This is a genomic window from Roseovarius sp., from assembly GCF_965277045.1.
GTDB lineage: Bacteria > Pseudomonadota > Alphaproteobacteria > Rhodobacterales > Rhodobacteraceae > Roseovarius.
The window spans coordinates 3324570-3350464 of the sequence record NZ_OZ255712.1 but is presented as its reverse complement, the minus strand read 5'-3'; the positions used below and the strand labels follow the sequence as shown (position 1 = coordinate 3350464).

At 63.7% G+C, this 25895-nt stretch carries 24 protein-coding genes; 10 read left to right on the top strand and 14 right to left on the bottom strand.

What is annotated here, in order from left to right:
* Nucleotides 1–6: 6 nt before the first annotated feature.
* From mdoH to ACQY4V_RS16715, 6 genes are all read right to left on the bottom strand, one after another.
* Entirely contained in the window at nucleotides 7–1875 is a 1869-nt protein-coding gene (gene mdoH, locus ACQY4V_RS16740; RefSeq protein WP_428513610.1) for a glucans biosynthesis glucosyltransferase MdoH, read from the bottom strand.
* On the bottom strand, nucleotides 1875–3407 hold the full coding sequence (locus ACQY4V_RS16735; RefSeq protein ID WP_428517277.1) for a glucan biosynthesis protein: 1533 nt from the start codon (nucleotides 3405–3407) through the stop codon (nucleotides 1875–1877). Before ACQY4V_RS16735 ends, mdoH begins: the two co-directional genes overlap by 1 nt.
* On the bottom strand, nucleotides 3404–4717 hold the full coding sequence (locus ACQY4V_RS16730; RefSeq protein ID WP_428513608.1) for an OpgC family protein: 1314 nt from the start codon (nucleotides 4715–4717) through the stop codon (nucleotides 3404–3406). Before ACQY4V_RS16730 ends, ACQY4V_RS16735 begins: the two co-directional genes overlap by 4 nt.
* Nucleotides 4718–4758: 41 nt before the next feature.
* Entirely contained in the window at nucleotides 4759–6126 is a 1368-nt protein-coding gene (locus ACQY4V_RS16725; protein WP_428513606.1) for a tetratricopeptide repeat protein, read from the bottom strand.
* Between the two features lie 236 nt (nucleotides 6127–6362).
* Entirely contained in the window at nucleotides 6363–7985 is a 1623-nt protein-coding gene (locus ACQY4V_RS16720) for a thiamine pyrophosphate-binding protein (RefSeq protein ID WP_428513604.1), read from the bottom strand.
* Between the two features lie 169 nt (nucleotides 7986–8154).
* Complete coding sequence (locus tag ACQY4V_RS16715) at nucleotides 8155–9111, bottom strand: HpcH/HpaI aldolase/citrate lyase family protein (RefSeq protein ID WP_428513602.1); 957 nt, start codon at nucleotides 9109–9111, stop codon at nucleotides 8155–8157.
* A 143-nt stretch (nucleotides 9112–9254) separates the two neighbouring features.
* On the opposite strand from ACQY4V_RS16715, the gene ACQY4V_RS16710 reads away from it, so the two are divergent.
* The 4 genes from ACQY4V_RS16710 to ACQY4V_RS16695 all read left to right on the top strand — a co-directional run bounded on the left by ACQY4V_RS16710 (nucleotide 9255) and on the right by ACQY4V_RS16695 (nucleotide 13554).
* Nucleotides 9255–10541 (top strand): MFS transporter, encoded by a 1287-nt coding sequence (locus ACQY4V_RS16710; protein WP_428513600.1) that lies wholly within the window; start codon nucleotides 9255–9257, stop codon nucleotides 10539–10541.
* A gap of 104 nt (nucleotides 10542–10645) precedes the next feature.
* Nucleotides 10646–11647, top strand: coding sequence for an N-acetyltransferase DgcN (gene dgcN / locus ACQY4V_RS16705; protein WP_428513598.1), 1002 nt, complete (start codon nucleotides 10646–10648; stop codon nucleotides 11645–11647).
* Nucleotides 11648–11725: 78 nt separating this feature from the next.
* Entirely contained in the window at nucleotides 11726–12691 is a 966-nt protein-coding gene (gene dgcA / locus ACQY4V_RS16700) for an N-acetyl-D-Glu racemase DgcA (RefSeq protein ID WP_428513596.1), read from the top strand.
* A gap of 5 nt (nucleotides 12692–12696) precedes the next feature.
* Nucleotides 12697–13554 carry a D-amino-acid transaminase gene (locus ACQY4V_RS16695; protein ID WP_428513594.1) on the top strand — a complete coding sequence of 286 codons (858 nt, stop codon included), beginning with the start codon at nucleotides 12697–12699 and terminating at the stop codon, nucleotides 13552–13554.
* A gap of 116 nt (nucleotides 13555–13670) precedes the next feature.
* Here the strand turns inward: ACQY4V_RS16695 and ACQY4V_RS16690 are convergent, their stop codons facing one another.
* The 4 genes from ACQY4V_RS16690 to ACQY4V_RS16675 are packed head-to-tail and all read right to left on the bottom strand — an operon-like array spanning nucleotide 13671 to nucleotide 16341.
* On the bottom strand, nucleotides 13671–14843 hold the full coding sequence (locus ACQY4V_RS16690; protein ID WP_428513592.1) for an aminotransferase class V-fold PLP-dependent enzyme: 1173 nt from the start codon (nucleotides 14841–14843) through the stop codon (nucleotides 13671–13673).
* 4 nt (nucleotides 14844–14847) lie between these two features.
* Nucleotides 14848–15162 (bottom strand): DUF1244 domain-containing protein, encoded by a 315-nt coding sequence (locus ACQY4V_RS16685; RefSeq protein ID WP_057790537.1) that lies wholly within the window; start codon nucleotides 15160–15162, stop codon nucleotides 14848–14850.
* A 21-nt stretch (nucleotides 15163–15183) separates the two neighbouring features.
* The gene (locus ACQY4V_RS16680) at nucleotides 15184–15525 is read right to left on the bottom strand and encodes a 5-carboxymethyl-2-hydroxymuconate Delta-isomerase (RefSeq protein WP_428513590.1); all 342 of its coding nucleotides are present in this window, start codon (nucleotides 15523–15525) and stop codon (nucleotides 15184–15186) included.
* Between the two features lie 45 nt (nucleotides 15526–15570).
* Nucleotides 15571–16341: an N-formylglutamate amidohydrolase gene (locus tag ACQY4V_RS16675; RefSeq protein WP_428513588.1), complete on the bottom strand. Its 771-nt coding sequence runs from the start codon at nucleotides 16339–16341 to the stop codon at nucleotides 15571–15573.
* 116 nt (nucleotides 16342–16457) lie between these two features.
* Here ACQY4V_RS16675 and pyk point away from each other — a divergent pair, with 116 nt between their 5' ends.
* Nucleotides 16458–17903, top strand: a complete 1446-nt coding sequence (gene pyk / locus ACQY4V_RS16670; RefSeq protein WP_428513586.1) for a pyruvate kinase — start codon at nucleotides 16458–16460, stop codon at nucleotides 17901–17903.
* Nucleotides 17904–17949: 46 nt separating this feature from the next.
* On the top strand, nucleotides 17950–18174 hold the full coding sequence (locus ACQY4V_RS16665; RefSeq protein ID WP_428513584.1) for a hypothetical protein: 225 nt from the start codon (nucleotides 17950–17952) through the stop codon (nucleotides 18172–18174).
* A 61-nt stretch (nucleotides 18175–18235) separates the two neighbouring features.
* On the opposite strand, the gene adh is transcribed toward ACQY4V_RS16665, so the two are convergent.
* The 3 genes from adh to ACQY4V_RS16650 all read right to left on the bottom strand — a co-directional run bounded on the left by adh (nucleotide 18236) and on the right by ACQY4V_RS16650 (nucleotide 21820).
* A complete protein-coding gene (gene adh / locus ACQY4V_RS16660) occupies nucleotides 18236–19756 on the bottom strand; it encodes an aldehyde dehydrogenase (protein WP_428513582.1) in 1521 nt (506 codons plus the stop codon).
* 133 nt (nucleotides 19757–19889) lie between these two features.
* A complete protein-coding gene (locus tag ACQY4V_RS16655) occupies nucleotides 19890–20882 on the bottom strand; it encodes a helix-turn-helix domain-containing protein (protein ID WP_428513580.1) in 993 nt (330 codons plus the stop codon).
* A gap of 47 nt (nucleotides 20883–20929) precedes the next feature.
* A complete protein-coding gene (locus ACQY4V_RS16650) occupies nucleotides 20930–21820 on the bottom strand; it encodes a cation diffusion facilitator family transporter (protein ID WP_428513578.1) in 891 nt (296 codons plus the stop codon).
* A 215-nt stretch (nucleotides 21821–22035) separates the two neighbouring features.
* Here ACQY4V_RS16650 and rpmI point away from each other — a divergent pair, with 215 nt between their 5' ends.
* Complete coding sequence (gene rpmI, locus ACQY4V_RS16645) at nucleotides 22036–22236, top strand: 50S ribosomal protein L35 (RefSeq protein WP_057790554.1); 201 nt, start codon at nucleotides 22036–22038, stop codon at nucleotides 22234–22236.
* Between the two features lie 13 nt (nucleotides 22237–22249).
* Nucleotides 22250–22615, top strand: a complete 366-nt coding sequence (gene rplT, locus ACQY4V_RS16640) for a 50S ribosomal protein L20 (protein ID WP_152494161.1) — start codon at nucleotides 22250–22252, stop codon at nucleotides 22613–22615.
* Nucleotides 22616–22947: 332 nt separating this feature from the next.
* Here the strand turns inward: rplT and ACQY4V_RS16635 are convergent, their stop codons facing one another.
* Entirely contained in the window at nucleotides 22948–23610 is a 663-nt protein-coding gene (locus ACQY4V_RS16635; RefSeq protein WP_428513575.1) for a hypothetical protein, read from the bottom strand.
* A gap of 269 nt (nucleotides 23611–23879) precedes the next feature.
* Between ACQY4V_RS16635 and ACQY4V_RS16630 the strand changes: the two genes are divergently transcribed.
* A complete protein-coding gene (locus ACQY4V_RS16630) occupies nucleotides 23880–24767 on the top strand; it encodes a fatty acid desaturase (protein WP_428513573.1) in 888 nt (295 codons plus the stop codon).
* A 49-nt stretch (nucleotides 24768–24816) separates the two neighbouring features.
* Nucleotides 24817–25887 carry a phenylalanine--tRNA ligase subunit alpha gene (gene pheS / locus ACQY4V_RS16625; protein ID WP_428513571.1) on the top strand — a complete coding sequence of 357 codons (1071 nt, stop codon included), beginning with the start codon at nucleotides 24817–24819 and terminating at the stop codon, nucleotides 25885–25887.
* The last annotated feature ends 8 nt before the right edge of the window (nucleotides 25888–25895 follow it).

Below are 25895 nucleotides of genomic sequence, written 5' to 3'. Positions count from 1 at the left end.
GCAACGCTATTCGGCAGCCTGTTGGCTCGATGCCTTGCCCTCCAGCGCCAGCTTCAGTTCCGCGCGGTAGTGCCGCGCCGCCTGCGTGATCGGCGGTTCGCGCCACAGTTCCTTGGTCCCCATCCACTTGGACACCAGACCTTTCAGCGACACGCCACTCAGCGCCGAAAGCGGCACGGCAAGCAAGAGGCTGACGGCGATCGGTAGCAGCCACAGAGACACCAGTCCGGCGGCCATGCCAGCCACCAGAAGCACACCGCTGACCGTTTCCAACGCATGGCAGATCAGCAGCGTCCCGAGGCCATAGCGACCGCCTTCCCGTTGCTGAGGGCTCCACCCGCTTTGCAGGCCGAACACCGTGCGGAACACGGCGATCATCTGCTGCACCATAAGGATCGGGGCATAGGCCACCGAAAGCGCTAGTTCCGAGAGGAACGACAGGGCAAAGCGCCAGGCGCCGCCATACTCGGCGAAGCGCGAGCGGGTCAAAGGCACCACGAGAATCCCCAACAGCTTGGGCGCCAGCAGCAGTGAATACATCAGCGCGATGATCAGCACGTGCCGCGCCTCGGTCATCTCGGGCCAGGTCGGCATCAGCGGGTTGTCGGGGCGGAAATAGGTCAGCACCGACCTGTCGCCGCCTTGCCCCATCAAAGCCCACATGACCAACAAAGCGAACCAGATCGGCGAGGCGAGATAGCTCATAGCGCCATGAAACATGTGAAAGCGCGAGGCGGTGCGCAGCCCGCGCGTGGACAAGAGGCGCAGGTGTTGCAGATTGCCCTGGCACCAGCGGCGGTCGCGCTGGATATGGTCGATCAGCGTCGGAGGGGTTTCCTCGTAGGAGCCGCGGATGCGCGGCAGCACCCGCACGCCCCAACCCGCGCGGCGCAACAGGCCCGCCTCGACGAAATCATGGCTCATGATCAGTTGATCGCGCCCGGTGAAGGACCGCAGATGTGGCAGGCCCGCGCTGGCCGCAAAGGCCTCGGTTCGGATGATCGCGTTATGGCCCCAGTAGTTGCCTTCCTGCCCGGTCCAGCGCGCCAGGCCTTCGGCCAGGGCGGTACCGTACACGCCGTTGGCGAATTGCTGCATCCGGGAAAACACGGTGTTGGCGCCGATAAGCTGCGGGCAGCTTTGAATCAATCCTGCACCGGGATCCTGCGCCAACGCGTCGGTCAGCCGACCGATGGCGCGACCGGACATCAGGCTGTCCGCGTCGAGAACCAGCATCGCGGGCCAGTCCGCGCCCCAGTTTTGCACCCAATCCGTGATGTTGCCGACCTTACGATCCGTGTTTTCGGCCCTGCGCCGGTAGTAAATCTTCAGCCCCGGCGACAGCGTGGCCTGCAACGCGCGGATACTGTCCTGTTCCGCCTCGGCAATCGCGTCGTCGCGCGTGTCGCTGAGGATGAACATGGCATAGTCGTGCGGACCGCCGCGCGCGCGCAACTCCTCAAGCATGGACCGTGCGTTGCCCAGAACGTACCACGGCACCTCGTTGTAGATCGGCATCAAAAGCGCAACCTTGAGCGGCCGGGGATGGCCCGGACGTTTCAGAGCCTGGGTCAGGGACCCCAGGCCCAGCGTCACGGTCGTCACCGTCAGGCAAAGCCAGAAGACATTGAACGACATGAGGCCCAGAAGAGTCGCTTCAATCAGCGTCAGACCGGCATCTCCGAGCCAGTCCCACATGATCCAGATAAATCCGATTGTCGCGAAAATCGCGGGTATGAAGACGACGCAGCGCCACAGCGTAACGTTTTCCCCGGGTTGGGCGGGGGGCGCCTTGGGGTCGGCATAGATCGCGTCAAGGTCCTGTTCAGGCATCTCCAGGGGCGCACGCGGCGGCATTATCCGAAGATCGTTCATTATGCAGTCCACCTGTAAAGCCACACTTCGGAGGCGTTTTGCCCGTCCTTGCGCAATTGAGCGCGCAATTCGACGTGCCGCCGTTCGCCCGGTTCGAAGTTGAACGCGAGGCGAAGCCCGCCTGTCGACGGGTTGCGTTGCAGGACGCCCTCACTGACCTCGACATGCGGTGAAGACGTATGAACGTCGATCGCATCCGGTCCTTCGTCAAATAGCGGGCTGTCCTCGAAATCAATGACGACCACTCGGCCTTCGGCGAAGGCCCGCTTACCCATCGCGGTATTCAGAACCCTTGGAAGATCGCGGTGCACCGGGGAGTCGGCGCTCCAGGTCAACCGATAGGCCAGGTCAATCTGCGACCCTGCGGTCATGGGATTTGCAGGCCGCCAATAGGCCACGATATTGTCGTAGATCTCTTCTTCCGTCGGGATCTCTACCAGGGTGACGGCACCGGCCCCCCAGTCGCCCTTGGGTTCGACCCAAAGACCGGGCCTGTTGTGGTAAAGTGCTTCGAGGTCCGCGAAATCGGACAGCTTTCGCGCCCTCTGCATCAGCCCGAAACCGCGGGGGTTCGTGTCGCCGAAGCTGGACACCTGAAGCTGCAGGGGGTTGGCGAGGGGCCGCCAGATTATCTCTCCATTGCCGTTCAGCATCAGCAGCCCGTCGGTGTCGTGCACGGCGGGGCGGAAATCGTCAAAGCGGCTGCGGTTGGTCTGGTCGTAAAGGAACATGGACGTCAACGGCCCAAGGCCGACATTGTTCAATTCGACACGCGGAAAAAGCGTGGCCTCGACCTCCATCACGCTGGCCGGTCCGGGGGTGATGTCGAACCGATAGGCGCCCGAGACGCTGGGGCTGTCCATTAGCGCATGGACGACCATGTTGGTCTGGTCCGGTCCGGGCGCTTCCAGCCAGAACTGGATGAACTCGGGAAATTCCTCGCCTTCGGGGTCGGCGGTGTTCACCGCCAGGCCACGACCGGACAATCCGTAGGTCTGGCCAATGCCGATGGCCCGGAAGTAGCTGGCGCCCTGAAAAACGCAGAACTCTGTCTTGTACTCGGGGTGTCCCAAGTCGGTGCGCAGGCGGATGCCGGAAAACCCCAGGCTTTCGCCCGTCTTGGTCAGGTCCGGCACCAGATCGCCCTTGTCGAACATCGCAAGGTCAAACGGCACCGGGTGCGCCATGCCGTTTTCGACCGTGAAAACCTTGACGGCGCGCGGGAAATAAAGGCCCGGGGCGAAGAAATCTATGTTGTAGGACCGATCAGAGTCCGCCCAGAGCGCATGCTCGCGGGGAAACCGGATGTCGCGATACTGATCGTAGGTCAGGGCGCGCCAATCCTCGGGCACCGTTTCACGCGGTGTGTAATCCTGCTGCGACCTCTGACGCGCCAGCTCGATCACCATCTCGCGGCTGAACGGCACGGGTTCGTCGGTGGCGGCAGCTTGACGTGCCGCGACGGGCCACAGGGCCGACGCCGCAACTCCGCCCAGAAGCTGGCGACGCGAAAGCGAGAGAAGGCGGTTCATATCGGCGACCTTGTGGGTTTGCGGGGTTTCCACGGCGTCGACTTGAACCAAGCCGCCGTGTAGGCGCAGGCGACTAGCAGGCCGAAACCAACCAGATTGATGAACGCATTGGTCCAGGGGTTGCGGACAAGATCATCTCCGTCCAGCGTCGACGTCTCGTCGAGCCATACCCCCAGGAACCGGGCGAGCAGCATCGAGAACACGAACACGGCAAGCGATTGCTGGCCGACCTTCATGATGATGTTGTTGACCACCCAGGACCAGACCTGACCGACCCGCAGGTACTTGCCGCCTTCGCCGACGGCGACCCATCCGAGATAGCCAAGCGCAAGCATGTGCAGGTAGCGAAACAGGCCGAACTCCGTCTTGCTGCGCAGGACGCCGAAGTCGCGGTAGGTCTCCCATTGCCAACTGCGGATGGTATCCGCCCACCAGGCCGGCTGCCAGTCGTAAGCGCGCATCCCGACGGATGAAAAGACGAACGAAAAAAGCACATACGCAAGCGCGATGCCGATCAGGGTCATGTTGACCGGCGGGCGCGGCAACCAGCCGATCATCAAGGCAAACCCGGTGAAGAAACACAGCTGCCAGCCGAACGGGTTGAAGAACCACGGGCGTTCATCCTTGCCCTCCGGAAACCAGAGCTGTGCGGGAAGTTGCAGCGGCGTGACATCCGTGTCGCTGAAAAGCTCGAGCATCTCGACATTGGCGGTGCACCAGATCAGGACGCTTGCGCCCAGAACTGCCATCGGGTGCAGACGCGACAGCGCCATCATGAACGGGATCATCGCGAGGATTGCCAGATACATCGGCAGAATGTCGAAGTAGTTGGGCACATAGGTCAGCGTCATGAGGCCGATCATGTTGCCTTCGATGTTGTCCAGGAACGGCGGCAGGTTCAGCTGACTGACGTAGTCGCGCAGGGTAAAGCCCAGATACGGCAGCGCCAGCATGCAGGTCAGGACGACGAAGAAAAGACCTATGTGGGCCCAGTAGACCTGCCAGACGCGAAAGGCGATCCGGGCGCTTCCCAGCGCCAGCCCCTTGGTCTGGAACAATTTCCCGAAGGCGATGGCCGACGCCATGCCAGAGCAGAACACGAACATCTCGGTCGCGTCGGAAAACCCCCAGCGTGCCGGGATCCACTTTGTCCAAAGGTTGCCAGGGGTGTGCGCCAGAAGGATGATGAACATCGCAATGCCGCGGAAGAAATCCAGCCGCGGGTCACGTACTGTGGCCGCAGGTGTCGCACTGACAGCTGGAGCCTCGACAGTTTCTTGATAATCGGATGATGGCGAAATTGCCGCCATGGCTTTGGTCTTTCTGTTCTGATCCGGGAATCGATTTTCGTCTATTCGGCCGGTACGGAGGTTGAGTCATACGCAGTTCGGCCTGACGCAATAAGCGCGCGACGGTTGGCGGCGTATCCGTCTTCGCGCCCCGCGCGCTTGGACTGACGATCATCTAGGATTGCTTCCGCCTGATCCAAGTACCCGGCGCGGATTCCGGCATCTATTGTCATGCGTTCGAACACATCGCGCTGGGCATGGCTGCCTCCGGCGCGCTGCATCCCGTCGCGGGCCTGGGCGAGATTGGCAAACGCCTCGTCAAACCGCGCCTCGCCGAACGCCTCAAGGCCCTGTGCCGCGGCCACGCCCGGGTCGCTCATGCGGCTGCCCATCTCGCAATTCGACTTGGCGTCCCTCGCGATGCGTTGCACCAGGCGTGCGGTTGCGTCAGGTTTCCTGTCGCCGGTCAGGGCCATCAGGTAATGCAGATCGGCGAAGATCAGGCAGCCATCCTCTGTCCGGTTCGCGCAGATATCGGACAGCTCTTCCCACCTGTCGCCGACATTCACGCCTTCCAGTTCCAACCGCATCAACAGAGACGTCGCATTCGAGATGTCGCGGTAATCGTCTGTCTGATCGTTGCGTATCTGGGTGTCATAGAGATCTAGCACCGTATCCAACTGCCCGAGGTCGAGATGCATCAAGGCCTTGTGCCACCACACATGGTACCGAAAGTTGTTGCAATGCGACCAGGCAGCCTCGCGTCCCGTCAACCAGTCGAGCCCTTTTCGGGAGTTCGCAGTCATATCGTGAACATGGGCCACCGCGTGCAGACCCCAGGCGTCGTCGGGCGCCATCCAGAGCGCCTGTCGTCCCGCGATCTCGGCCTTTTCGTAGTCGCCGGTTTCCTCAAGCGCGAAGGCATGACAGCCCAGCAGGTAACCCCGGGCGGCATGGTCGGTGCCGTAGGCGGGCAAGACCCGCTCGATCGAGTGCCGCATCCCGGTGCCGTCGCCAAGTACGAAGCGCACCGCGTGGCTGAGCTTCATCGCCAAGGCGTCTTGGGGATGGGTCTGCAGGATATCTTCGAGAAGCGCCACAGCGCCACTGGGGCTGCCGTCCAGCCAGGCGCCCAGCGCATCGACATACTTGCGCTCCCGGGCGGTGGCGTCGTTCTGGGCAAGCTCGCCCCGTGCGGTCACGTAGGCGTCCGTCGCGGTTTCAAGCAATTCCCGCCGGCCCAACAGAACGTAGAACAGCCCTTTCAGCGCGTGGGCGTGCGCAAAGCCTGGCGCAACCTCCAGAACCTTCCCAAGGTGTTCGGGCGTCACGGCGGCATGGGCGAGGAAACCCAGCATCGTGTCGTTCCACGCGAGCAACGCCTTTTCGTTACTCAGGCTGGTCGGAGTTCCGAAGATATCGAATTTCATTGCCACTTCCGTTGTTGCCGCGAGTCCAACCCGCTGCACTTGCTTAACAAAAAGGTAAGTCAGTCACATAACGGTATCGGTTGCGCTAACGTATTGGTGAAGCTTCGTGTAGAGTGTCTGATGGGCCCATGCGGAAATTCGCCTAAAAATCGAACCATTCGGCGGATTTACCCCGAAAGGTGGGTCTTAACGCCGGAATTTTCAGCAAATGTTACACGGCAAAGGTGCCGAAGCGCCTAGATTCGGCCGTCATAGCCCCCTGGCTCGATCTCGGCAGCGATCACGCTGAACGTGTCGCAGCGCAGCGCCTCTTGCAGGGCCGTGCGCAATTCGGCGCGTGTGCGCACCGTATGGCCCGCGCCGCCAAACGCGCGGCCCATCGCCGCGAAATCGTGTCGTGCGAAGGCGACACCCTTGCTGGCCAACTGCCGTTGGCGCTGCTTCAGCTCGATCAGTGCCAGGCTTGCATCCACGAAAACCAGAAATATGGGCGTCAGTCGCAGTTCGGCGGCGGTTGCCAGTTCCCCGGCAACCATAAGAAACCCGGCATCGCCGGAAAAGCTGACGACAGGTCTGTTGGGCTCGGCAATCTTCAGGCCCATCGCCATCGGAACGGCGCACCCCATGGTGCAAAGCGCCGAGGACTGGATCAGTCCGCGCGGCTCGGTGCAGCGCCACATCTGGCTGAGAAGGATGCGATGCGCGCCGCTATCGGCGGTGGCCAGCGTGTCGTCGGGCATCACCGCGCGTGTTTCGGCGATGACACCGGCAGGGCCCCATTCGTCGGTGTCGGGGAAGGCGCCCGCCAAGGCATTACGCGCAGCCGCCGGTTCGTCGTTGGGCCAGGTCGTGCCGACGGGTGTGCCCTGGGCCAGCATCTCCAGCGTTTCGCCGGTATGCCCGACGAAGTTCAACGAGGCCTGGTGCATGTAATGCGTGTTCGGCACAGCGGCGATGTCGATCACCGTCTGACGGGCGGGATCAAAGGCGTTGCGCCAGCCCGTGCGCATCTCGATCGGGTCGTACCCGATGCAGAGCACAAGGTCGGCCTTTGCGATCAACGGCAGCAGATGCGTGTCTGCAAGCGGCGACAGGCCCGCACCGCCAAGGCAAAGCGGGTGGTCCTCGGGCAGCACGCCCTTTGCCTTGTAGGTCGCGACGAAAGGTATGCCGAACTGTTCCAGAAACGCGCGCAGGACGGTGTGCGACCCGTCTTGCAGGACATCGAGGCCGACCACGGCGATCGGGCGGGATGCCGTGGCAAGCGCCTCGCGGGCGCGGGCCGCGTCGGCGCCGGAGGGCGCGGTCGGCGACGCTGGCACACGCATCGGCCGCGGCGCGTCGGCGGGCACCTGGGTGTCCGCCACGCTGATCGGGACGTCGATGTGCACCGGGCCGCAGCGCGGTTCGGTCGCGAGGGCGACGGCCTTGTCGGCGATGACACCGGCGCCCGCGGCGGTCAGCTCGAACGTGGCTTTTGTGATGGGCCGGAAGACCGCGCGATGATCGAGGATCTGGTGGGTGTAGGTCAGCGCCTCGTCCGCATCGACACAGCCCGAAATCACGATCATCGGCACGCGATCCTGCTCTGCGTTGGCGACCACGTTGACCCCGTTCATCGCGCCGGGCCCGACGGTGGCCACCAGGATTGCGGGTGCGCCGTCGCGGTGATGCACGGCTTCGGCAATGAACCCACCGGCATTCTCGTGCTTGACCAGGGTGAAACGAATACCGGCCTTTTCCAACGCGTCAACGAGCGTCAGCACTTCGCCCCCGGGCATACCGAACGCATGGCGGCACCCGGCCTGATACAGGCGCTGGGCCAGCACGTCGGCGGCACGTAGCGCTGAGTTGGTCATGGTCTGTCCCCGAGGTCTGTCGTCATTGACACGGACCCTAGCCACATTCGCAACGCCGTGTCCCGCTGCTTTTGCGCAAGTTGCATCACAGCTGCGTCAGACTTTCCCGTTTGCAAAAGAAAACGGCCCCCGCGATGTCGGAGGCCGTCCTTGAGAGCGTCACGACGTGTCAGTCTTCGATCATTTCCGCCGATTTGACGATGACCTCAGCCTGCTTGATCGAGGCGATGTCGATCAAGCGGCCCTTGTAGGTGGTGGCGCCCAGGCCCTTTTTCTTGGCTTCTTCCATGGCCTCAAGGATCTCGCGCGCCTCGGTGACGGCTTCCTCGGTGGGGGTGAAGATCTCGTTGCAGGCTTCGACCTGGCTGGGGTGGATCGCCCATTTCCCGACCATGCCTTGCGTCAGGACGCGCAATGCCTGCGCGCGGAAGCCTTCGGGATCCGAGAAGTCGCCAAACGGGCCATCGACCGGCAACAGGCCGTGGGTGCGGCAGCAGGCAACGATCTTGGCGGTGGCCCAGTGCCACGGATCGACCCAGTAGTTCTCGCCCTTGCGGTGCATGTAGTAATTTTCCTGTGTCCCGCCGATGCCGGTGGTCTGCATGCCCATGTAGGCGGCAAAGTCGGCGGCACCGAGGCTCATCGCCTCCATCCGGGGGCTGCCCTTGGCGATATCTTCGACATGGCAGATGCCCATGGCGGTTTCGATGATGCATTCGAACGCGATGCGCTTCTTGTGGCCCATGGCCATCTCGATCGAGCTGACCAGCGCGTCGACGGCGTAGATATCATCGCCCGAACCGGCCTTTGGGATCATGATCATGTCGAGACGACCGTTGGTCTGTTCCAGCAGGTCGACCACATCCTTGTACCAGTACTGGGTGTCGAGGCCGTTGATGCGCACGCTGAGGGTCTTTTTGCCCCAGTCGATGTCGTTGATCGCCTCGATCGCGTTCTTGCGGGCTTGGTCCTTGTCCGACGGCGCCACGGCATCTTCGAGGTCGAGGTTGACGACGTCGGCCTTGGAGGCGGCCATCTTCTCGAACAGGCTGGTGTTCGAGGCCGGTCCGAAGAGTTGGCAACGGTTGGGGCGCGCGGGCGCCGGAGGTTGCGGGCGGAAACTCATATTGTGATCCTTTGGTCAGATTGTTGCGAAACCACGTCGCAGACCAGCTATAAAATTGCGCGGGCAATGGCAAGCAGATGACAACGACCTGCATGCGTCGCAAACGCGCGGTCACGGCATCGCCCACCGATTAGCATGGCCGCATGAGACGCGCGTTGGTGGAAAACTGGGCCCTGTTCATGGGCATGACGATGCTGATGGTGGCCAACGGGCTGCTGGTGACGTTGCTGACCATTCGCGGGGCGGGAATCGGATTTTCGGATTTTTCCATCGCGATGATGCAGGCCTGCTATCCCCTGGGGGCGCTGGCCGGTACGATCATCACGCCGCGACTGATCGAGAAGGTTGGCCATATCCGCGTCTTTTCGGCTTTGGCCTCGATGGTGTCCGTCGCCGCGATTGCACATCTTCTGACCAGTGATCCGGTCAGCTGGAGTGTCATGCGCCTGTTGGCGGGGTTTTGTTTTCCGGGTCTCTACGTGATCACCGAAAGCTGGTTGAACGCCAAGGCCGAGAACCGGCTGCGGGCGCAGATCCTGTCGGTCTATTTCATCATCCAGACGGCCGGGCCGGCGCTGGGCACAGCCATGGTGGCCTTGCCGGACCCGACGGGCAACATGCTTTTCGGGTTGGCCTCGATCCTGCTGTCGGTGGGGTTCGTGCCGCTGCTTCTGTCGAACAATCGCGCCCCGGATTACACCGCGCCCGAACGGATGCCGGTGGCCAGACTTTACCGTGTGTCGCCGATGGCGGTGCTGGGAATCGTGATCATGGGTGCGGGCGTGGTTTCGTGGTTCATCGCTCTGCCGCTCTATGCCTTGCGCAGCGGGTTTTCCGACGCGCAGGCGTCGGGGGCGCTCGTTGTCGCGATGATCGTGGCGGCGTTCGTGCAATACCCGGTCGGCTGGATTGCGGACCACGTGGACCGGCGCTTCGTCGTCATGGGGTTGGCCTTGATCACCGCGGCGGCGGCGCTCTGGATGGCGGTGGATACGGCTCCGTCGCGGATCGTGCTGGGCTTTTCGGTTATCGCGGCCGTGTCGCTGCCGGTTTATTCCGTGCTGGCGGCCCACGCCAATGACCACCTGAGCCCCGGGCAGATCGTGGCCGCAAGCGGAACTATGGCGTTTCTGCTGCAACTGGGACAGTTCGGCGGCATGTTGGTAGGTCCGAACCTGATTTCCATGATCGACGGGCGGGGACTGCAACTGTTCATCCTGGCGACAAGCCTTGTGGTCGCCGCAATCGCCGTTGTCCGCAGGGTTTCGTCCGAGCCGCCGGAAGAAACGGGGTCCGTGCAGGCGATGGGCGTCCTCGGGGTGCCGCAACCGGGCCTGTTGCAAGCCGAGGCCGTGTCGGAGGACATGGAAGAGCGGATGGAGGCGCCCGACCCTCCGACGCAAGAATCTGCTGAAAAATTCGCAGGATGACAGGGAATCTTGCCGCTCTTCCCTGGAGGCTCGTCAATTCGGTATGAATTTTCGGGTAACTCGGTGCACCATTCCGCAGAACCGATTCTGGAAAGGACCAAAATATGATCGAGACCCCGTACCTGTTGTTTCTGGGCGATGCCCCCGACATGCTGGCCGCGAAAGTGGCTATTGGCATAAGGGACTGGCGACCGGAATACGCGGTGGGGCAGATCCGGCTGCCGGGGTGCGGCGCCGACCTTGGCCTGACAGACATGACCCTGGCCGAGGCGAGGGACGCAGGCGCCAAGACGCTGGTGATCGGCGTGGCGAACCGGGGCGGCGTGATCTCGGACAAATGGAAGGCAGTGCTGCTGGAGGCGCTGGCGATGGGATATGACATCGCGTCGGGCCTGCACAACCTGCTGAAACACGAGGAAGACCTCGTGGCGGCGGCAGAAGAGCATGGCCGCACGCTGCACGACGTGCGGGTGCCGTCGGTGCGCTATCCGATCGCGGATGGCAAGAAGCGCAGCGGCAAGCGTTGCCTTGCCGTGGGCACCGATTGCTCGGTCGGCAAGATGTACACGGCGATGGCGATGGAGCGCGACATGCACGAGCGCGGCATGAAGGCCTCGTTCCGTGCCACCGGGCAGACCGGCATCCTGATCACGGGCGACGGCGTGCCGCTGGACGCGGTGATTGCCGATTTCATGGCCGGGTCGATCGAGTACCTGACGCCGGACAACGACGAGGATCACTGGGACCTGATCGAGGGGCAGGGGAGCCTGTTTCACGTATCCTATTCCGGTGTGACCATGGCGCTGATCCATGGCGGCCAGCCCGATGCCCTGATCCTGTGCCACGAGCCGACACGCACGCATATGCGGGGCCTGCCGGACTACAGCCTGCCCAGCCTGCAGACGCTGCGCGACACCGCGCTGCCGCTGGCGCAGATCGCGAACCCGGCGTGTCGTGTGGTCGGTGTTTCGGTCAACACCCAGCATATGAGCGAGGACGACGCCAAGGCGTATCTCGCCAGGGTCGAGGAAGAGATGGGGCTGCCCGCGACGGACCCGTACCGCTTTGGCTCGGCCAAGCTGGTGGACGCGCTGGAGCAATTCTGATCCAACCGCCTTGGCTGGCGGCGTCTGATGGATGCCTCCGGCGGGGATATTTCTGGCCAGAGGAAGGGGCAGTTGTTGATGCAGATTTCCGTGACGCGCGATGTGTTCAAGCTGGCGCAGGTGTTCACCATCAGCCGGGGCTCGCGCACCGAGGCGAAGGTGCTGACCGTGCGCGTGAGCCAAGATGGCGTCACCGGGTGGGGCGAATGCGTGCCCTATGCGCGGTATGACGAGACGCTGGACAGCGTGACGGCGCAGATCGAGAGCCTGCCCGAGGAAGTTTCCCGCGAAATGCTTTACGAACTGTTACCGGCGGGCGCGGCGCGGAACGCGGTGGATTGCGCGCTGTGGGACTTGCAGGCGAAACAGGCCGGGAAGCGGGTCTGGGATCTGGCAGGATTGCCTGCGCCGGGGCCCGAGATCACGGCCTACACGCTGTCGCTGGACGATCCCCAAAAGATGCAGGAGCAGGCCGCGAAGAACGCGCATCGGCCCTTGCTGAAGATCAAGCTGGGAACGCCCGATGACATGCCGCGGCTGGAGGCGGTGCGCGCCGGCGCGCCGGATGCCAAGATCATCGTCGATGCCAACGAGGGCTGGAGTGCCGAGGTCTATGCCGACCTTGCGCCGCACCTTCAGCGCCTGGGCGTGGCGCTGGTGGAACAGCCCTTGCCGGCGACGGAGGATGACGCGCTTTTGGGCGTGGAGCGGCCCGTGCCGGTTTGCGCCGACGAGAGCTGTCATGACCGCGCCAGCCTGCCCGGGCTGAAGGGCAAGTACGACATGGTGAACATCAAGCTGGACAAGACCGGAGGCCTGACCGAGGCGCTGGCGCTGCGCGCCGCCGCGTTGGCCGAAGGCTATGACGTGATGGTGGGTTGCATGATCGGATCGAGCCTGGCGATGGCGCCCGCGGTGCTGGTGGCGCAGGGGGCGTCGGTGACCGACCTTGACGGCCCGCTTCTGTTGGCCGAAGACCGGGATGAACCTTTGATTTTCGACGCCGCCGGGGTGCATCCGCCGGTGGCTGGGCTATGGGGATGAGCGAAATGCGGACCGTATATGTGAATGGCGACTACATGCCTGAAAACGAGGCGAAAATCTCGATCTTCGACCGGGCGTTTCTGATGGGCGACGGGGTCTACGAGGTGACCAGCGTGCTGGACGGCAAGCTGATCGATTTCGAGGGGCACAATCGCCGGCTGCAACGGTCGCTGGACGAGCTGGACATGCCGCACCCGACGGTGATGGGCGATCTGCTGGAGATCCACCGCGAACTGGTGCGGGTGAACGAGATCGAGGACGGGCTGGTTTACCTTCAGATCACGCGGGGCGCGCCGGGCGACCGCGACTTTGCCTACCCGGACCCCGACACGCCGCCGACCGTGGTTCTGTTCACCCAGTCGAAGCCCGGGCTGGCCGATAACCCGGTGGCGAAAAAAGGTATCAAGATCATCACTGTAGAGGACCTGCGCTGGGGCCGTCGGGACATCAAGACGACGCAGTTGCTGTATCCGTCGATGGGCAAGATGATGGCCAAGAAAGCGGGTTGCGACGATGCCTGGATGGTGCAGGACGGGTTCGTGACCGAAGGCACGTCGAACAACGCCTATATCGTCAAGGACGGCAAGATCATCACCCGCGCGCTGTCGAACGACATCCTGCACGGGATCACCCGCGCCGCCGTGCTGCGCTTTGCCGAAGAGGCGCAAATGCAGGTGGAGGAACGGAATTTCAGCGTCGAAGAGGCCAAGGAAGCCGACGAGGCGTTCGTCACCTCGGCCAGTGCTTTCGTCATGCCGGTGGTCGAGATCGACGGCGCACGTCTGGGTGACGGAAATCCGGGGTCGGTGGCGACGCGGTTGCGGGAAATCTACATCGAGGAAAGCCGGAAGGTCGCTGTCTGAGCGAATCGAGGGTTAACGCCGGTATCCCACGTCGGTATTGCGTCGGTATTCGGGTGGTATCGCGTCGGTATTATCCGCAAATCGCGTCTGTTGACTGACCGTCCGGTGCACCGTGGTCAGAGCGCCGCGATGGCGGCGGCAAAGCGCGTGATCTCGTCCTCGGTGTTGTAGGCGTGAACCGAAGCGCGGGCGAGATGGTCGAGGCCGCGGGCGCCGAGATCGAGCTGGGCGCTGGTGCGGTTGGAAACGGAAATGTTGATATTTCGTGCCCGCAACGCGCTGGTCATGTCTTGGGGCGTGTGGGCGTCATGGGTGAAGGTGACGATGCCGCATTTGCGCTGGCCCAGGTCGCGAACCGTCACGCCGGGAATGTCGCGCAGCGCATCGCGGAGGGTTTCACCGAGGTCGGCCACGCGCGCCTCGATCGCGGGCAGGCCGGTGTCGCGAGCGTAGCGGACGGCGGTGCCTAGGGCGATCTGCCCGGCGACGAAGCGTTCCCAGTTCTCGAAGCGTTTGGCGTCGGGTGCGAGTTCGTAGGTGTCGGACCCGGTCCACTTGGCCGAGAAGAGGTCGATGAAAGGCGGATCGAGGTCCTTGATCAGACCCTCACGCACATAGAGAAACCCGGTGCCGCGCGGACCGCGCAGGTACTTGCGGCCTGTGCCCGAAAGCATGTCGCAGCCCAGCTTTTCGACGTCGAGGTTGATCTGGCCTGCAGACTGGCAAGCGTCAAGCAGGTAGAATAGACCGTGTTCTTTCGCGATGCGCCCAACCTTCTCTGCCGGATTCACGAGGCCGCCTTGGGTGGGAACGTGGGTGAGGGCGATGAGGCGCGTTTTGGGCTGGATCAGAGACTGAATAGCGTCGATATCGACCTGGCCAGAGGCGTCGGACGGGATGAGGTCGATCTCCAGCCCGCGGCGCTGGGCCTGAAGCAGCAGGCCGAGATAGTTCGACACGTATTCAGAGGCGTGGGTCAGGATACGGTCGCCGGGTTGCAAGGGCAGGCTGAAAAAGGCCATGTCCCAGGCGCGGGTGGCGTTTTCGATATAGGCGATCTCGGACGGGTGCGCGTTCAGGAGCGCGGCCATCTCGGTATAGAAGGCGTCGGCCTGTGCCTTGGCTTCGGCGTGCGCCTCGTACCCGCCGATGCGCGCCTCGAGCGCGAGGTGGTCCGACAGGGCCTGTTGCACCGGCAAGGGCATCAGCCCGGCGCCGGCGTTGTTGAAGTGCAGCAGGGTTTCGCAGGCGGGGGTGTCGGCGCGCAGGCGGGCGATGTCGAGTGTCATGGACTCAGGTCTTGGGCCCCACGTTTTCGGCGAAGGATTTGTCGAAGGCCGCTTTCTTGTCGTCAGAGGCGTCGGTCTGGTAGTTGGCCTTCCACTCGTCCATCGTCATGCCGTAGAAAATCTCGCGCGCCTCGTCCTTGGTCATGTCGATTCCGCGTTCGTTCGCGGCCTCCTGGTACCAGCGGCTGAGGCAGTTGCGGCAGAAGCCGGCGAGGTTCATCATGTCGATGTTCTGCACGTCGGTGCGCTTTTCCATAAGGTGCTCGCGCAGGGTGCGAAACGCGGCGGCCTCGAGTTCGATGCGGGTCTGGTCGTCCATCTTCGTGTCTCCCTTATTCGGTCAGAGCATACGTTTCATATAGGGCTGTTGGATATCATCCAAGCGGACGGTCAGGCTGCCGACGTCGGGCAGGTGCGCCTGAAGCGTGTCCAGCACCAGTTGGGCGAGTTCCGTGCGGGTCTCGTCGCTGCGGCCGGGGAGGAGAAGCAGCGTGGCGTGGGCGAATGTCTGCGGTTCGACGCCGATGCGCGAGGCGGTGGCGGCGAGGGTGCGGGTGCGCACGGTGTCGGGCGCCGTGACGCTATGGTGATCCGCGAATTTCTCCCACAGGTCGTCGCAGAGCGCCTGAAGGTCGTGGCTGTCTTCCAGACCGCCGGAATGTTCAATTATGATATGCGGCACGCGCGCCTCCTCTCGGTCGGTGAATGTGGCGATCTGTTAATGAAATCACCCGGTTTGCAGTGAAACAGTCTCTGAATCGACCCCGGCATGGCCTGCCGCCTCGACCAGCATCGGCGCCAGACGCCGGGCCCAGGCGGTTTGCTGATCCTCGGTGACGATCAGGTCGTTGCGCAGCTCGATCAGGGCATTGAGACGCTGATAGGCGATGCCGTGCCGGGCGATGGCGTCGCCGGGCAGATGGCCGCCATAGGGTTCGTTCTCGCCGACGCAAATGTCGGGTTCCTGCGCCATGCGGTTGATCAGCGGGCGGGTCAGACGTTCGTCCGTGGCATAGAGCACGCCGATGTGCCAGGGCCGGGGCGGGCGGTTCCGGAGTTGGCGCGTGAAGGAGTGGATCGAGACGATGATCGTGTCGTCCTGCCGCGCGGCCAATCGAGCCAATTCGCTGTGATAGGGTCTGTGTAGCGCGTTCAGGCGCTGTTCGATTTCGGCCGGACCGACATGGCGGTTGGCGGGGATGATGGTGCCGTCATAGAGCTTCATCACCAGTGTCGGGTCATCTTCGCCCCGGTTGGGGTCGATCACGAGGCGGGAAAAGTTGGTCATGATGCAGGGCGCGTCGAGCGCACGGGCCAGCGCCCGCGCCACCCCGGCGGCGCCTGGATCATAGGCGATGTGGCGGGCCATATCCGCGGGGTCGAGCCCGAGCGAGCCTCCGTTCACGAAGGGCGGCACGGTGTTGGCGGCATGGTCGCAGGTGACGAGCCAGCGGGTGGGGCGATCTGCCCCTTCGGTGAAAAACGGTCGATATGTCATGGTGATGTCATCTCTTGCCCGCCACTTTTATGTCAGTTGTCAGGGAATGGGAATTAAGTAATAACCCTGCGTAAGTTTAGCGCTAACGCCGGCTGGACAATAAGGTAAGGACAGACATGAGACGCTATCGCAATGTGAAGATCGTGGCCACGCTGGGCCCGGCATCGGACAGCTATGAGACGATCCGGGCTCTGCACGAGGCGGGGGCGGATGTGTTCCGGCTGAACATGAGCCACGGCACGCAGGACGATATCCGCGCCAAGCACGAGATCATTCGAAAGGTCGAGCAGGACCTGGACAGTCCGATCGCCATCCTGGCGGACCTGCAGGGGCCAAAGCTGCGGGTCGGGCCATTCAAGAACGGGTCGGAAGAACTGGAAGAGGGCGCGTCGTTCCGGCTGGATCTGGATGACGCAGAAGGCACGATCGACCGTGTGAATTTGCCGCATCCCGAGATTTTCCAGGCGCTGAAACCCGGCGCGCGATTGTTGGTCAACGACGGTAAGATCCGCCTGAAGGTCACCAAATGCGGCAATGACTATGCCGAAACCGAGGTTGTGACTGGCGGCACGATTTCGGATCGCAAGGGCGTGAACGTGCCTGACGTGGTGCTGCCGCTGGCCGCGCTGACCGAGAAGGACCGCGCCGACCTGGAATTTGCCTGCGAACTGGGCGTGGACTGGCTGGCGTTGAGTTTCGTGCAGCGCGCGCGGGACGTGATCGAGGCCAGCGCGCTGGTGCGCGGGCGCGCGGCGATCATGGTAAAGGTGGAAAAACCGTCGGCGGTGACGGATTTCGATGCCATCCTGAAAGAGGTCGACGGGATCATGGTGGCCCGCGGCGACCTGGGCGTGGAACTGCCGGTGCAGAACGTGCCGCCCTTGCAAAAGCGGATGGTGCGCAAGTGCCGCGCGGCGGCCAAGCCGGTGATCATCGCCACGCAGATGCTGGAGTCGATGATCTCGAGCCCGATGCCCACCCGCGCCGAGGTCAGCGACGTGGCCACGGCGATTTACGAAGGCGCGGACGCGATCATGCTGTCGGCGGAGTCGGCGGCGGGCGAGTACCCGATCGAGGCGGTGCAGACGATGGACAACGTGGCCCGCGAGGTCGAGGAGGATCCGACCTATACCGAGATCATCGAAGCCTCGCGCAAGGCCGACCGCACCACGGTGGCCGACGGGATCGTCGCCGCGGCGCGGGAGATCGCGGAAACCACCGATGTGGCGGCGATCTGTTGCTTTACGCAAAGCGGCACGACCGCGCTGCTGACCGCGCGCGAGCGGCCGCGCGTGCCGATCATCGCCATGACCAACGTGCGCGACACGGCGCGGCGGCTGTCGCTGAACTGGGGCACCGATTGCGTCATGACGCCGGAACTGTCGCGGTTCAAGATGGCGGTGCAGAACGCCACGCGCGCCGCGCTGAAGCAGGGATACGCCACCGAGGACGACCTGGTGATCGTCACCGCGGGCGTGCCGTTCAACGTGCCGGGTACGACCAATATCCTGCGGGTAGCACCCTGTAATCAAAAGGAACTTTCTTCGACTGACCAAGACTGAACTGCGCTATACTCGCCGGCAGAGCGGTTCAAGGAGGATCTGTGCAATGGATCCCGATCTTATCTTTGTCATTGGCCTGGTTCTGGGGGTGTTCTCGATCCCGGCGATCCTGTCGGCGATTTCGGACGGGCACGCGCCGCGGGTGGCGGCGCTCACGGTCATCGCAGCGGGTGTCATGGTGTTCTGGGCGATCAGCAACAAGCCGGGCGGGTATGACATCTACGAGATACCCAATGTCTTCGTGCAGGTGGTGGCAAGGTACCTGACCTGAGGCCGCGTGGACGGCCCTGGCGTGAAAAAGGGGCGACACATCGTGCCGCCCCGATCCGATCCTAGAAGAAACCCAGCTTGTTGGGGTTGTAGCTGACCAGCATGTTCTTGGTCTGCTGGTAGTGGTCGAGCATCATCTTGTGGTTCTCGCGCCCGATGCCGGACTGCTTGTAGCCGCCAAAGGCCGCGTGGGCCGGGTAGGCGTGGTAGTTGTTGACCCAGACGCGTCCGGCCTGGATGCCGCGCCCGAAGCGGTAGCAGGTGTTGGCGTCGCGCGACCAGACCCCGGCGCCGAGGCCGTAGATGGTGTCATTGGCCAGTTCCAGCGCCTCGGCCTCGTCCTTGAAGGTTGTGACGGAGACGACCGGGCCGAAGATCTCTTCCTGGAAGACGCGCATCTTGTTGTGGCCTTTCAGGATGGTCGGCTGGATGTAGTAGCCCTCGGACAACTCGCCCTCCATCTGCGCCGCTGCACCGCCGGCCAGCACCTCGGCGCCTTCCTCGACACCGATCTGCAGGTAGCTGAGGATCTTGTCCTGCTGTGCGCGGCTGGCCTGTGCGCCCACCATCGTGTCCATCAGGCGGGGGTCGCCCTGCTTGATGGCTTTCACCCGTTCGATGGCGCGAGCGATGAACTCTTCATAGATGTCTTCCTGGATCAGCGCGCGGCTGGGGCAGGTGCAGACCTCGCCCTGGTTGAAAGCGAAGAGCACGAAGCCCTCGATCGCCTTGTCGAGAAAGGCGTCGTCCTTGGCCATCACGTCGGAAAAGAAGATGTTGGGGGACTTGCCGCCCAGTTCCAGCGTGACGGGGATGAGGTTCTCGGTCGCGTATTGCATGATCTTGCGGCCGGTCTGGGTGGAGCCGGTGAAGGCGATCTTGGCGATACGGTTGGATTTCGCCAGCGCCGCGCCGACCTCGGCGCCGTAGCCGTTGACGATGTTCAGCACGCCGTCGGGCAGAAGGTCGGCAATGACCTCCATCAGCACCATGATCGCGGCGGGGGTCTGTTCTGCCGGTTTCAGGACGATGCAGTTTCCGGCGGCCAGCGCCGGGGCGAGTTTCCATGCCGCCATCAGCACCGAGAAGTTCCACGGGATGATCTGGCCCACGACGCCCAGCGGCTCGTGATAGTGATAGGCGACGGTGTCGGCGTCGATTTCGGACATCGCGCCTTCCTGCCCGCGCAGGACGCTGGCGAAGTACCGGAAATGGTCGACGGCGAGCGGAATGTCGGCATTGACGGTCTCGCGGATCGGTTTGCCGTTGTCCCATGTCTCGGCCACGGCGATCAGGTCGAGGTTTTCCTCGATCCTATCCGCCACTTTCAGCAGGATATTTGCGCGTTCGGTGGCCGAGGTGCTGCCCCAGGCGTCTTTGGCGGCATGGGCGGCGTCGAGCGCCAGCTCCACGTCGGCGGCATCCGAGCGGGCGATTTCGCAGACCGGCTGGCCGGTGATCGGGGTCACGTTGTCGAAATACTTGCCGTTCACGGGCGGGGTGAATTTGCCGCCGATGAAGTTGTCGTAGCGGGTCTTGAAAGGCGATTGGAATTCCGCCGAGAGTTGCGTCTGTTCGTTCATGTTGGTTCCTCCTGGTCGCCTCGGGTCCTCCGCCCGAAGTCGTGAGGAGAGAGGTGACGTGCGACGAGCGATTCGTCAGGAGGGGGGCAAGCGGTGGTGGCGCGGGGGTGTCTCAGAACTGAGACAGGTCGGGTCAAGTGTCGTCCAGACCCAGCCGTTTCATGCGCCGATAGAGGGTGGCGCGGCCGATCCCCAGCGCGCGGGCGGCCTCGGACACGTTGCCATTCGCGCGGGTAAGGGCGCGCACGACGGCGGCGCGCTCAGCCTTCTCGAAGCCGCGGGGGCCGTCCTCGCGCCCGAAGATGTCCGACGCGGGGCGCGGGGTGAAGGTGCCGCTGGGCGACAGACCAAGCGCCTTGCGCGCCTCTCGGGTGGCGCCCACCACGATATCGTCGCCATCCACGGCCAGCAGGGTCGCCGCGCCGCCCTCGGCCGAATCGGCCACCACGATGCGGGCCTTGGGATAGGACGCGCGGAAGAAATCGGCCTCGATTGCGTGGGCGGTCTGATCGACCATCGCGGCGATCAGGCGGTTATAGGCCTCGGTCTGGTCGACACGGGCCGAGGAGACGTCGAGCGCGGCCAGAAGCCCGCCATCGGGGCCGAAAATGGGCGCGTCCATGCAGCTCATGCCGATGTTGCGGGCGAGGAAGTGGTCGTCGCGGTGAATGGTGATGCGGCGTTTCTCGGTCAGGCAGGTGCCGATGCCGTTGGTGCCCTCTGCGGCCTCGGACCAGTCGGCGCCGACGGCGAGGCCCCAGTCCTCGAACGTGGTGCGGTCGCCGTCAGAACAGCGCTGGTCGAGGATGATACCGCTTTCGTCGGTCAAGAGGACGCCGCAGCCCGACAGGCCCACGAGACCGAAGAGCTGGTCGAGCTTGGGTGCGGCGATGGTCATGAAGCGGTCGAGGCGCGCGCGGCTTTCGTCGACGACGCTGTGATCGACGCGCTGGCCCTGCGCCGGGGCGGCGGGGTCGAGCCCGTGCCGTTCCATCGAGCGGTGCCAGGAGGCCGCCAGCGCGGAACGCGCGGCGGCACTGGGCGAATTCACCGCGTTCACGACCTTGTCGATATGGCGCTTCCTGTCCAGCCTGCCGATCCTCCCCGCGCCGGATGTTACGGGCAATCGGCTTTTCGCGCAAATGGCGCGTTGACGCGAGGCGGGGTCGGGGGTCAGTCCAGCACGACGATGCCGGAATGCTTCTGCTTGTGCTCGGGCTCTACGTGGATGGTGATCCGCGCGCCCTCGACTGCCTGTTTCAGGGCGGCTTCGACCCGGTCGCAGATCTCGTGCGCATCAAAGACCGTGGTGTCGCCCGGCACGACGAGGTGAAAGTCGATGAAGATCGCCGGTCCGGCATGGCGGGTGCGCAGGTCATGCGCCTCGACCGCGCCCCCGGCCTCGGTCGCGATGATCTCGCGCACGGTGTCGAGCGTTTCATCGGATACGGCCTCGTCCATCAGGCCGCTGAGCGACTCGCGCACGACGCGCGAGCCGGACCAGAGGATGTTGACCGCGACGATGGCGGCCATGATCGGGTCGAGCACCCACCAGCCGGTGACCATCGCCAGAAGGACGCCGAGCGCGACGCCCGCCGAGGTGACGACATCGGTCCACAGGTGGCGGCCGTCTGCGACGAGCGCGGGCGATGAATTGGCGCGGCCGCGTGTGATGAGGACCCAGGCCCAGAGCGCGTTGATGACCGTGGCGGCGCCGTTGATCACAAGCCCCTCGACCGGCATGTCGAGCGCGACGGGATCGAGAAAGCCGCGATAGGCCTCGCGCAGGATGACGAGTGCGGCGATGATGATCATCACGCCTTCGAGCACGGCGCTGAAGAACTCGGCCTTATGGTGGCCGTAGGGGTGCGAGGAATCCGCCGGTATGGCGGCGATGCGGATCGCGATGAGCGCCGCGATGGCCGTGGCCACGTTGACGGTGCTTTCCAGGGCATCCGACAGAAGGGCCACCGAACCTGTCAGCCACCACGCCAGGCTTTTGATCGCGAGCACGATTGCACCGACGAAGATGCTTGCCATGGCGAGCCGGAGGGTGGTGGACACTGACGCCTCCCGTGGGTTGGGGAAAATCCGGTCTAGCCCTGCGGGTGCGCGTTGGCAAGCGCCCGGAGCACGTCCCCTTTCCCGGACGGTCGCAAACCGGGGCAAACCCCCTTGCTTTACGCACGCTGTCGTCCTATACGGCGCTCTCATTCGCGCGGCCGGCCGGAGTGGCATGCCGAGTCGCGCATAAGACCGACCATCAAGAGGAGCCGGAAATGCCCAAGATGAAGACGAAATCGAGCTGCAAGAAGCGGTTCAAGGTGACGGCCAAGGGCCGCGTGGTGGCTGGCCAGGCCGGCAAGCGCCACGGCATGATCAAACGGACCAACAAATTCGTCCGCAACGCGCGTGGCACCACGACGCTTTGCAAGGCTGATGAAGGTATCATCAAGCCGATGATGCCCTACGCACGCTGAGGAGGTTCGAGACATGTCGAGAGTCAAAGGTGGGACCGTTACCCACGCCCGTCACAAGAAAATCACCAACGCCGCAAAAGGCTATTACGGTCGTCGCAAGAACACCTTCAAGGTGGCGGCACAGGCCGTGGACAAGGCCAACCAGTACGCCACGCGCGACCGCAAGAACCGCAAGCGGAACTTCCGCGCGCTGTGGATTCAGCGGATCAACGCCGCCGTGCGCGCCCATGACGAATCGCTGACCTATTCGCGGTTCATCAACGGCCTGTCGCTGGCCGGTGTCGAAGTGGACCGCAAGGTCCTGGCCGATTTGGCCGTGCACGAACCCGCCGCATTCGGCGCCATCGTGGAACAGGCAAAAGGCGCGCTGACCGCGTAAGCCTGCCGTTCGAGGGACAAGAAACGAACGCCGTCGGGTCAACCCGGCGGCGTTTTTCTTCGTGCCAGGATCGTTAACAATTTTCTAAAATCAGACATACTTTCTCCGCAAAGTTGTGGGATGCCTTTTGACACAACGGCCCGTAAAGGGCGGCAACCCAGGAGGCAGAGACATGGTACGCGTGATCGTGCAGACCCGAGACGGGCAATCCGAACTGAGTGAAAAGGCCAAGCGGCTTCTGGCGGCGCATGACCGCGAAGTGCGCGACTTGCGCAGCACGTCAGCTGCCTGATTTCCCCTGGCCCGGTCCGGGGCGGGCGCGTGGATGCGGCTCAGGCCGCGTCTGGCCGTCCGAACGTGGCGGTGTTGGCCGGCGCAAGGAAGATCGACGTGGTCAGCAGGCTGAAGACGAATTCGTAGACCTCCCACTGGCGGGGGATCTCGACGACCAGCATCACCACGCTGGCGACAATGCCCATGATCCCGTGGCGCCATGACGGCACCGGCCATGCCAGGCGGTCGGCAATGCGCGTGACAAGGCGGGATCTGCCGTAAAGCGCCGGCAATGCCAGCAGGTAGAGCAGGATCGCGATGGTCAGCCCGCTGCCGAACACCGTCTTGGTCAGCTGCTTGCCGCCCACCACGATGTTGTGCAGCGTGATTTCATCCTGGAAGTTGACCTCCCGGAGCGAGTCGGGCGTCTCCAGCCCCAGGATGCGCTGCCCCCAGGAAATCTCTTCGCCCGTGCCGAAGACGAAGATCAGCGCGTAGATCGACAGGCAGATCCCGGCCAGCGCCTGGCCTTTGCGGAACTGGCGCGCGGAGTGCCATGCCAGCACGAGCGCCGACACGAACAGCATGACGGCGGTGCCGTACTCGACGGGGCCGTCCTCGATTGCGAAGCCGGTGGCGAACTGAGTGTCGAAGCCCAATATCCAGTAGACCAACGTGAAGAGGAGACTGGCGTTCATCAGCCCGAAGAGGAACTGGTCCACGGGGGAAAGATTGCGCATAGGGACCTGCTATTGTTGATTAAAAAGCCTGCCCGGCTGCGCTATGGTCCGTCGTTGGGGGTGTCAAGTAACCCGTGCGTGAGCGGGGCCGGCGGCCGCCCCTTGCCGGAGCGCGAGGGGCTGCCTGAAGCGTTCCGCCTTTGACCTGAGGCCTCAGCAAAAGGCGGAACGCGTCCAACGACTGAGCGGAGCAATGCATTGCTTGAAAATCTGTGATTCAGGTTTTTCGCGAAACGCTTTAGGCTTTCCGCATGGATCACCGGGAGTTCATCGCCGCCTTGCCTCGGGACGTATTGGCCGGGCTGACAAAGGCCGAGAATGCGCCCGGCCTGTTCCGGCTGGCGGTGCATTTCGGGTTGATCGGGCTGTTCGGTGTCTGGATCGGGCTGGGCTGGCCCTTGTGGGGGGCGATGCTGGTCCCGCAGGGCATCGCGATCTGTTTCCTGTTCACGCTGGAGCACGAGGCGACGCACAAGACGCCGTTCCGGTCGCCCTGGCTGAATGAAGCGGTGGGGCGGGTGTGCGGCCTGCTGATCGTGCAGCCGTTCGAGTGGTTCCGGTATTTTCACCTCGCGCATCACCGGCACACCAACATCCCCGGCAAGGACCCCGAACTGCTGGCCGGGGCCAAACCCGAAGGCTGGCGCGCCTATCTGTGGCATGTGACCGGCCTGCCGTTCTGGTGGGCGATGATCGGGCGGACCCTGCGCAATGCGGCGGGTGCCGATCCGGGCGATTACGTGCCCGAGCGCGCGCGGCCGCGCCTAGCGAGTGAGGCGCGGGCGATGCTTGCGCTCTACGCCGTGGCGCTGACGAGCCTCGTGGTGACGCCCTTGTTGTTCTGGGTGTGGATCCTGCCGGCGCTTCTGGGGCAACCGTTCCTGCGACTGTACCTGCTGGCGGAACACGGGCGCTGCGCCTTTGTGGCGGACATGTTCCGGAACACACGCACCACCCGTACCAACCGGATTGTGCGGTTCCTGGCGTGGAACATGCCCTACCACACCGAGCATCACGCCCTGCCTCAGGTGCCGTTCCACCGCCTGCCGGAATTGCACGGGATGATGCGGGGGCATCACGGTGTCGTCTCGGATGGGTACGTGGAATTCACCCGCGAGTATGCCGCGACCTTGCGCTGATGGGCCAGTCGGGGTAACCGGCGTTCAAACCGGGATTGAGTGAAACGCCATGGATGACCTGAGAGACAAGTACCTGAGAGCCATTGCCGAGGCCGGTGACGAGGCCGCGCTGGAGGATCTGCGCGTGCAGGCCGTGGGCAAGAAGGGCGAGGTCGCGCTGAAGATGCGCGAGCTGGGCAAGATGACGCCCGAAGAGCGACAGGAGATGGGGCCGAAGCTGAACGCGCTGAAGGACGAGATCAACAGCGCGTTGGCGGCCAAGAAGGTGGCGCTGGCGGATGCCGCGCTGGACGAACGGCTGCGCGAGGAATGGCTGGACGTGACCCTGCCGGGACGGCCGCGGCGGGAAGGCACGATCCACCCGATCAGCCAGGTGACCGAGGAAGTCACGGCGATTTTCGCCGACATGGGGTTCGCCGTGGCCGAGGGGCCGCAGATCGATACCGACTGGTATAATTTCGACGCGCTGAACATTCCCAGCCACCACCCCGCGCGGGCCGAGATGGACACGTTCTATATGCACCGGGCCGAGGGGGACGACCGCGCGCCAGACGTGCTGCGTACGCACACCTCGCCGGTGCAGATCCGGCACCTGGAAAAGCACGGCGCGCCTTGCCGGATCATCGCGCCGGGCCGTGTGTACCGCGCCGATTACGACCAGACCCACACGCCGATGTTCCATCAGGTCGAGGGGCTGGCCATCGACAAGAATATCTCGATGGCGAACCTGAAATGGGTGCTGGAGGAGTTCTTCACCGCCTATTTCGGCACCTCGGTGAAGACCCGTTTCCGCGCTTCGCACTTCCCGTTCACCGAACCGTCGGCGGAAGTGGACATCCAGTGCGCCTTTGAAGGCGGCACGGTGAAAGTGGGTGAGGGCGACGACTGGCTGGAGGTGCTGGGCTCGGGCATGGTGCATCCGCACGTGCTGCGCTCGGGCGGGATCGACCCGGAGCAATGGCAGGGCTTTGCCTTTGGCATGGGGATCGACCGGATCGCGATGCTGAAATACGGGATTCCGGATTTGCGGGCGTTCTTTGATTCGGACCTGCGGTGGTTGCGGCATTACGGCTTCGCGGCGCTGGACGTGCCGACGCTGCATGGGGGCCTGAGCAGATAGGTGTATTA